Annotated in this window: 8 protein-coding genes; 1 reads left to right on the forward strand and 7 read right to left on the reverse strand. The window is 65.5% G+C overall.

The genetic code is table 11. The features are described 5' to 3' along the window. Nucleotides 1-315: 315 nt before the first annotated feature. From cckA to flgB, 7 genes are all read right to left on the reverse strand, one after another. On the reverse strand, nt 316-2,901 hold the full coding sequence (gene cckA, locus XI09_RS22010) for a cell cycle histidine kinase CckA (RefSeq protein ID WP_271568714.1): 2,586 nt from the start codon (nt 2,899-2,901) through the stop codon (nt 316-318). Between the two features lie 154 nt (nt 2,902-3,055). After that, nucleotides 3,056-4,135: a flagellar biosynthesis protein FlhB gene (gene flhB, locus XI09_RS22015; RefSeq protein ID WP_271568715.1), complete on the reverse strand. Its 1,080-nt coding sequence runs from the start codon at nt 4,133-4,135 to the stop codon at nt 3,056-3,058. 10 nt (nt 4,136-4,145) lie between these two features. Continuing rightward, entirely contained in the window at nt 4,146-4,916 is a 771-nt protein-coding gene (gene fliR, locus XI09_RS22020; protein ID WP_271568716.1) for a flagellar biosynthetic protein FliR, read from the reverse strand. A 17-nt stretch (nt 4,917-4,933) separates the two neighbouring features. Continuing rightward, nucleotides 4,934-5,197, reverse strand: a complete 264-nt coding sequence (gene fliQ / locus XI09_RS22025; protein WP_018321865.1) for a flagellar biosynthesis protein FliQ — start codon at nt 5,195-5,197, stop codon at nt 4,934-4,936. A 113-nt stretch (nt 5,198-5,310) separates the two neighbouring features. Beyond that, nucleotides 5,311-5,619 carry a flagellar hook-basal body complex protein FliE gene (fliE, locus tag XI09_RS22030; RefSeq protein ID WP_011088556.1) on the reverse strand — a complete coding sequence of 103 codons (309 nt, stop codon included), beginning with the start codon at nt 5,617-5,619 and terminating at the stop codon, nt 5,311-5,313. A 16-nt stretch (nt 5,620-5,635) separates the two neighbouring features. Next, nucleotides 5,636-6,061 (reverse strand): flagellar basal body rod protein FlgC, encoded by a 426-nt coding sequence (flgC, locus tag XI09_RS22035; protein ID WP_271568717.1) that lies wholly within the window; start codon nt 6,059-6,061, stop codon nt 5,636-5,638. 39 nt (nt 6,062-6,100) lie between these two features. Next, complete coding sequence (flgB, locus tag XI09_RS22040; RefSeq protein WP_271568718.1) at nt 6,101-6,505, reverse strand: flagellar basal body rod protein FlgB; 405 nt, start codon at nt 6,503-6,505, stop codon at nt 6,101-6,103. A gap of 351 nt (nt 6,506-6,856) precedes the next feature. Here flgB and XI09_RS22045 point away from each other — a divergent pair. Further along, nucleotides 6,857-7,261 (forward strand): flagellar biosynthetic protein FliO (locus tag XI09_RS22045; RefSeq protein WP_271568719.1); only part of this gene is annotated, 405 nt, incomplete at its 3' end.

Genomic DNA, 7,261 nt, shown 5'->3' on the forward strand with positions numbered 1-7,261 from the left:
GATGTGGCAAAAGCCCATATTTGGCGGGGGTTTGGCCCGGCGCGCGCAGGGGGCCATGGTCGCCGGGTACCGGCGGCTTGACGGCGGGAATGCCACTGCCTTCCGCGTCATTGCGGCATTGAGGCCGTTGAGCGAGGTGCGTCCCCAACGTCGTCCTGGCGAACGCCAGGACCCATTACCCCAAGAAGCGATTTGGCGAAGACAGGTCGTTCGGGATTGGCGCCGTGCGCAGTCGATAGATCACGCGGTATGGGTCCTGGCGTTCGCCAGGACGACGGCGGAGATTGCTGCGCCTTGCATCCTTGACCGAGACGCTCACCCCTGCTTCGTCATCGTCTCCTTCACCGCCGCCACGAGCTGGCTGAGCGTGAACGGCTTTGGCAGGAAGTCGAACTGCTGCCCTTCGGGCAGGCTCTTCTCGAACGCGTCCTCGGCGTAGCCGGAGACGAAGATGAACTTGATGTCGGGGTTCTTCTCGCGCATCGCCTTCAGCAGCGTCGGGCCGTCCATCTCCGGCATCACCACGTCGGAGACGACGAGATCGATCGCGCCGCTCTGCTCCTCCAGCATCTCCATGGCCTCGACGCCATTCTCGGCCTCGACCACGGTGTAGCCGCGCGAGCGCAGGCCACGTGCGTTGAGCGCGCGCAGGCCTTCTTCGTCCTCGACCAGCAGGATGGTGCCCTGTCCGGTGAGATCAGTGCGCGGCTTCGCTTCCGCCGCCGCGGGCACGGCTTCCTTCGCGGCGCCATTGGCCGCGCTGACCACTGCCGCGGGCTGCTCGACCTGCACCTCCGGCTCGGCGTGATGGCGCGGCAGGAAGATGTGGAACGAGGTGCCCTGCCCCGGCTCGGAATCGACGTAGATGAAGCCGCCGGTCTGCTTGACGATGCCGTAGACGGTCGAGAGGCCGAGGCCGGTGCCCTTGCCGACTTCCTTGGTCGAGAAGAACGGCTCGAAGATCTTGTCGCGGATGTCGGCGGGGATGCCGGTGCCGGTGTCGGCGACCTCGATGCGCACATAGTCCGCCGCCGGCATGCCCTTGTAGGCGAGCTTGCCCGCATCCTCGGTGGCGACATTGGCGGTACGGATGATCAGCTTGCCGCCATCGGGCATGGCGTCGCGCGCGTTCACCGCGAGATTGACGATCACCTGCTCGAACTGGGAGACGTCGACCTTCACCGGCCAGAGGTCGCGGCCGTGGATCAGGTCGAGCTTGACCTTCTCGCCGATCAGCCGGCGCAGCAGCATGGTGAGGTCGCTCAAGGCATCGCCGAGATCGAGCACCTGCGGCCGCAGCGTCTGTCGCCGCGAGAACGCGAGCAACTGCCGCACCAGCGTCGCGGCGCGCGTCGCGTTCTGCTTGATCTGCATGATGTCCTGGAACGACGGGTCGGTCGGCTTGTGCGCGTTCAGCAGGAAGTCGTTCGCCATCATGATGGCGGAGAGCACGTTGTTGAAGTCGTGGGCGATGCCGCCGGCGAGCTGGCCGACCGTCTCCATCTTCTGCGACTGGTTGATCTGGTTCTCCAGCGCGCGCCGCTCGGTGGTCTCGAGCATGTGCACGATGGCGGCTTCCGCGTCGTTCTCGGCCGCGTCGACCGGCGTGACGAAGAACTGGCCCCAGCGCTCCTTGGTTCCCTCCAGCGCCACCTCGACCGGCGCGATGTCGGCCTTGCCTTCGGCGGCCTGGTTGATGGCCGTGATCACCAGGTGGCGGTCACGTGAATTGATGGCGCGGAAGATCGACTTGCTGGCGCTGTCGAGACCGAGGCCCTGCGCGAGCTTGGCGTAGCGCGCGTTTGCGCGCACGACGTTGCCGCCGCGGTCGACGGTCGCGATCGCCATCGGCGTGTGGTCGAAGAAGCGCATGAAACGCACTTCGGCGGCGCGGTCCGGATCGCTGCGCTCGTCGCGGGCGCGGCTGATGACGAGCGTGCGCGACGGCCCCGGCGCGCCGTCGGCGCCGAAGGCGAGCTTGTGGTAGAGCCGCACCGGCATGGTCTTGCCGGTGCGCATGCGCAGGTCGATGTCGAAAACCTCGGTCTTCACCTCGCCCGGCACCGCCACGATCGAGCTGAGCAGCGAAGCGCCGTCGCCGGAGACGATGTCGGCGAGCTTCAACCCGCCCGAGCCGATCTCGGCGAGGTCGTAGTCGAGCCAGTTCGCCAGCGTCGCGTTGACGTAAGCGAGCTCGCCGGCCGGATTGACCGAGAAGAAGCCGCAAGGCGCGTGATCGAGATATTCGATCGCATGCTGGAGCTCCTGGAACACATCCTCCTGGCGCTCGCGGTCGCGGGTGATGTCGGCGATCGACCACACCGCGTATTTCGCCTCGCGCTTTCCGGTGCCGAGCGGGCGCACCCGCATGCGCAGCCAGCGGCCCTGGCTGCCGTCATGGCCGGAGATGCGCACCTCTTCCTGCTGCCGCTTGCCTTCTCGGGCGGCTTTCAGCAGCCGGAACACGGCTTCGGAGACGTCGGGATTGCCGATGAAGACGCGCTCGACGGGGCGCACGTCCTGCGGGCCGGTGGCCCCGGTCAGGGTCAGATAGGCCGCATTGGAATAGACCACATGGCCGCGCGGATCGGTGACCGCCAGGCCGTCGAAGGCGTGATCGGCGATCCGCCCCATCACGGGGTCGTCGAGACTGCGGTCGACGAAGCGGATGATGCCGGCGGCGAAGGCGAACAGGTTGAACAGGCCGACCATCGCCAGCACGGCGAGGATGCCGAGGATATAGGGCTGCGCCTGCGCGCGGCCGAGCGTCATCAGCCCGACGGCGACCGCAACCAGGCCGGCGGCCACCAGCAGCACCAGCGCAATGCTGCCCGATCGCGGCGAAGGCTCGTGCGCCGCAACGGGCTCGCGTGTGAGGTCGTGGTCGGTCTCAGCAGTCATCTCGAGCTGGCGCAGCCTGTCGGCAGAGAATCAACGCGCTGCGGCGCGCGTGGGGTCCTCCCTGCCTGAATCGGACCCGCAGGCGCAAGGGCAGCAAGGGCGAAAGGTACGCTGATTCCCAGATTACGGCCATTTCCGGTACTTTTCGGATATTTTATCCCCGCCCGGCGCCGAATCCGCGCTTCAGCCGCATGACGTAGCCGATGACCTCGGCGACCGCATGGTAGTGCTCGGTCGGGATTTCCTGGTCGATGTCGACGGTGGCGTAGAGCGCGCGGGCCAGCGGCACGTTCTCGACGATGGGGATGTCGTGCTCGCGCGCGATTTCCCGGATCTTGAAGGCGAGATTGTCGACGCCCTTGGCGACGCAGATCGGCGCCTGCATGCCGCGCTCGTAGGACAGCGCCACCGAATAGTGGGTCGGGTTGGTGATGATCACGGAGGCCTTGGGAACCGCCGCCATCATGCGCTTCTTGGCGCGCTGCTGCCGCAGCTGCCTGATCTTGCCCTTGATGTGCGGGTCGCCTTCGGACTGCTTGAACTCTTCCTTGATCTCCTGGAGCGACATCTTCTGCCGCTGGAACCAGCTCCGGTACTGGAAGAAGTAATCGCCTATGGCGATGATCGCGAGGGCTGCGACCACCGCGCCGAGCAGATGAATGGTCAAGCTGGTGGTGGCGCCGAGCATGGCGGCCGGATCGAGCCTGACCATCGCCTCCATGCGATGCCGCTCCGGCCACAGGATCGTGGCCATGACCGCGCCGAGCACGATCAGCTTGCCGAGGCCCTTCAGGAAGTTCGCGGCCGCCTGCTTGCCGAAGATGCGCTTGAAACCGGCCGCGGGCGAGAGCTTGCTGAATTTGGGCTTGAGGGATTCGGCCGACCAGACCAGGCGGTGCTGGAGCATGTTGCCGGCGATGGCCGCCAGCACCAGCATCAGCAAGGGCACGCCGACCGCGGCGAGCACGGCGAATTCGATCTGCTGCATCAGCGCGAGCAGGGCCCTGCCGTCGGTCTTGATCATCCAGGAATTGGCGAGCAGGTTGCGCATCGGCGTCACCAGCCCGCTGCCGACCGAGCCCGAGAAGGTCGAGACCACGAGCGTGCCGCCCGCGATCATGAACCAGGTGTTGATCTCCTGGCTCTTGGCGACGTCGCCGCGTTCGAGCGCCTCGTCGAGGCGTTTTTGCGTCGGGTCTTCTGTTTGACTCTCTGGATCGTTGTCTTCCGCCATCGATCCCCCGTTACCTGAGCGGCATCATCTGGTGCATGACACCGATGAAGTAATCCAGAAATGTGCCCATCATCGCCGTGAGCACCACGGCGAGCACCAGGAAGCCCACGAAGATCGACAGCGGCACACCGACGAAATAGACCTGCATCTGCGGCATCAGCCGCGCCAGCACGCCGAGCCCGATATTGAAGACGAGGCCGAACACCAGGAACGGTCCGGAGAGCTGCAAGCCGAGGCGGAACGCGGCGGCGAAGGCGCGCGTCGCCAGCGAGGCGACATCGCCGCTCGACACGGTCTCGCCCGGCGAGAAGATCGCATAGCTGTCGTTCAGCGCCGCGATCACCAAATGATGGCTGTCGGTGGCGAACAGCAGCGTCACCCCGAGCATGGTCAGGAAGTTGCCGACCAGCACGCCCTGCTGTCCCTGCGTCGGATCGACCGAGGTGACGAAGCCGAGCCCCATCTGCTGCGCGATCACGGAACCCGCGACCTGGAGCGCCGACAGCGTCACGCGCGCCGTCGCCCCCAGCACGATGCCGATCGCGATTTCATGCAGCATCAGCACCAGAAGCGGCGCCAGCGAGCCCATGTCGACCTGATAGGCGCTGCGATGCAGCGGCAGGATGATCAGCGTGAGCAGGAGCGCGATCGACAGCTTCACCCGCGTCGGGATGTTGGTCTCGCCCAGGCCCGGCAGCAGCATCACCATCGCGCCGACCCGGGCGAAGACGAGCATGAAGGCCGCCGCAAGCGCCGGCAGCAGCGAGACGTCGATGCGCATAATCTACGCATCTTGCCTCAGCCGCCGATGATTCGCGACGAGATCCGCAGCATGTGGGCGTGGAGCGCGTCGGCCATGAACGGCAGCGCCAACAGCATTGTGGCGAAGATGGCCAGAATCTTCGGCACGTAGATCAGCGTCTGCTCCTGGATCTGCGTCAGCGCCTGGAACAGCGACACGATCACGCCGACCACGAGGCCGACCACCATCAGGGGCGACGACACGATCACGATCGTCCAGATCGCATCGCGCGCGACGTCGAGGGTCTCGGGTCCGGTCATTGCTTGTTGCTCGCTCTTGGTTGTCTGACGCGTCGGGAAACGCGAATGGCGAGTAGCGAATGGCGAATCGGAGACGTCCCCATTCGCCATTCACTACTCACCATTCGGCCTAATCAGATCGGCATCTTCATGATGTCTTCATACGCCGAGATCACGCGGTCGCGGACCGAGACCAGTGTGGAGACGGCAACATCGGTGTCGGCGACCGCCGTCACCACGTCCATCACGTTGGCCTTGCCGGCGGCCATCGCCACCGTCTGCGCGTCGGACTTGCGGCCGGACTCCATGACGCTGCCGACGGCGTCTTTCAGGAGCGAGGCGAAGGACTGCCCGCTGGCTTCGCTGCCCTTGCCGGCGCCGCTGTTCTCCAGCACGCGGGCGAGGTTGGCATAGGCGTTGGCTGCGATTGTCGGTGATGCCATGGCTCAAATGTCCTGTTCAGCTCTTGAGGATGTCGAGCGTGCGCTGGATCATCCGGCGCGTCGCACTGATGATGTTGAGATTGGCCTCATAGGACCGCTGCGCATCGCGCATGTCGGTCATCTCGACCACCGAATTCACGTTGGGATATTTGACGTTGCCGCTGGCATCCGCCGCGGGATTGTTCGGCTCGTATTTGACGCGGAAGTTGGACTGGTCGGGCTTGATCCTGCCGAGGGTGACGACCTGCGCGTCGAGCGTGCGGTCGAGCGCGGAGGAGAAGGTCGGCACCTTGCGCCGGTAGGGATCGCCGCCTGACGTCTGCGACGTCGAATCCGCGTTCGCGATGTTCTCCGAGATCACCCGCATGCGCCCGGCCTGCGCGCGCAGGCCGGAAGTCGCGATCGCCATCGAGCGGGCAAAGTCGCTGCTGTCATTGGCCATGATGCGCCTCCTCTAGCTCTTCCGTTCCGGGATCATGCTCTAGCCCTTGCCGATCGCGGTCTTGAGCAGATGCAGGCTCTTCGAATAGAGCGAGGTCGCCGCCGCGTAGTCCATCTGGTTGCTGGCGGCCTTCATCATCTCCTCTTCGAGATTGACGGCGTTGCCCGCAGGGCGTGTCTCAAAGCCCGCATTCTTATTCTGGTCGAAACCGGAGGCCGCGCCGGATGGCGTCATGTGGGAACCGCTGGTGCGCGTCAGCGCCAGCGGGCCCATCGCGGCCGTGACCGCGCCGGATTTGTCGAGCTTCGGCTCGACCAGGTCGCGCGGCCGGAACTTGGGCGTGTCGGAATTGGAGACGTTCTCGGACAGGACGCGCTGGCGTTCCTGATGCCACTGCATCTTGGTGCGAAGCGCCGACAGCACCGGGAGGTCGTTGATGGACATCGTCGCGGCTCCTTCCGCCTCCTCCGGATCCAGGGTCCGAAGCTAGGCAGAATTTGCCGCCTGTATGGTTAACAGGTGGTTAAAGATGCCACAGATGCATGTCCCGCGCCGGGACAGGAATTCGTTCCCCCGTGATTCTACGCCTCCAAAAGTGGCGTTAACCCAACCGCTTGGCGGCACATGCACAGGCCAAGAAGTCGTTTTGGATCGGGCGATTCATAGGTTATTAAGAGTTGGGGACGGCAAAACTTGCCGTGGGACGTTAAGAGATCGCAGTTTGGGGCATCGTGGGCCGGTGGTTGGCGCGTCTGACCATGGGCACGAGAAGAGCGCCATTTCTCGGGGACAAGTATGCAAGGCAGCCCTATCACCTTCATCATCGCGTTCATCGTCGTTCTGGCGTTGATCGGCGTTGCTGCATGGCTGGTTCGCCGATTCGCCAGCAGCCGGCTCGGCGCCAACACCCAGCGCGGCCGGATGCCCCGGCTCGCCGTGATCGATGCTGCCGCCGTCGACGGCCGGCGCCGCCTGGTGCTGGTCCGGCGCGACAACGTCGAACACCTCCTGATGATCGGCGGCCCGACCGACATCGTCGTCGAGCCCAACATCGTCCGCGCCGCGCCCGGCCGCGACCAGCTTCCGCAGCGTCCCAACGCCGCCGAACCGCCGCGCCTCGCCCCGATGCCCGATGCCGGCGGCTGGGCCGACGAGACGCCGCGGCCCGAAATGCTCGATCACCCCGAGCCGCAAATGCCC

The organism is Bradyrhizobium sp. CCBAU 11386, assembly GCF_028128955.1.
GTDB lineage: Bacteria > Pseudomonadota > Alphaproteobacteria > Rhizobiales > Xanthobacteraceae > Bradyrhizobium.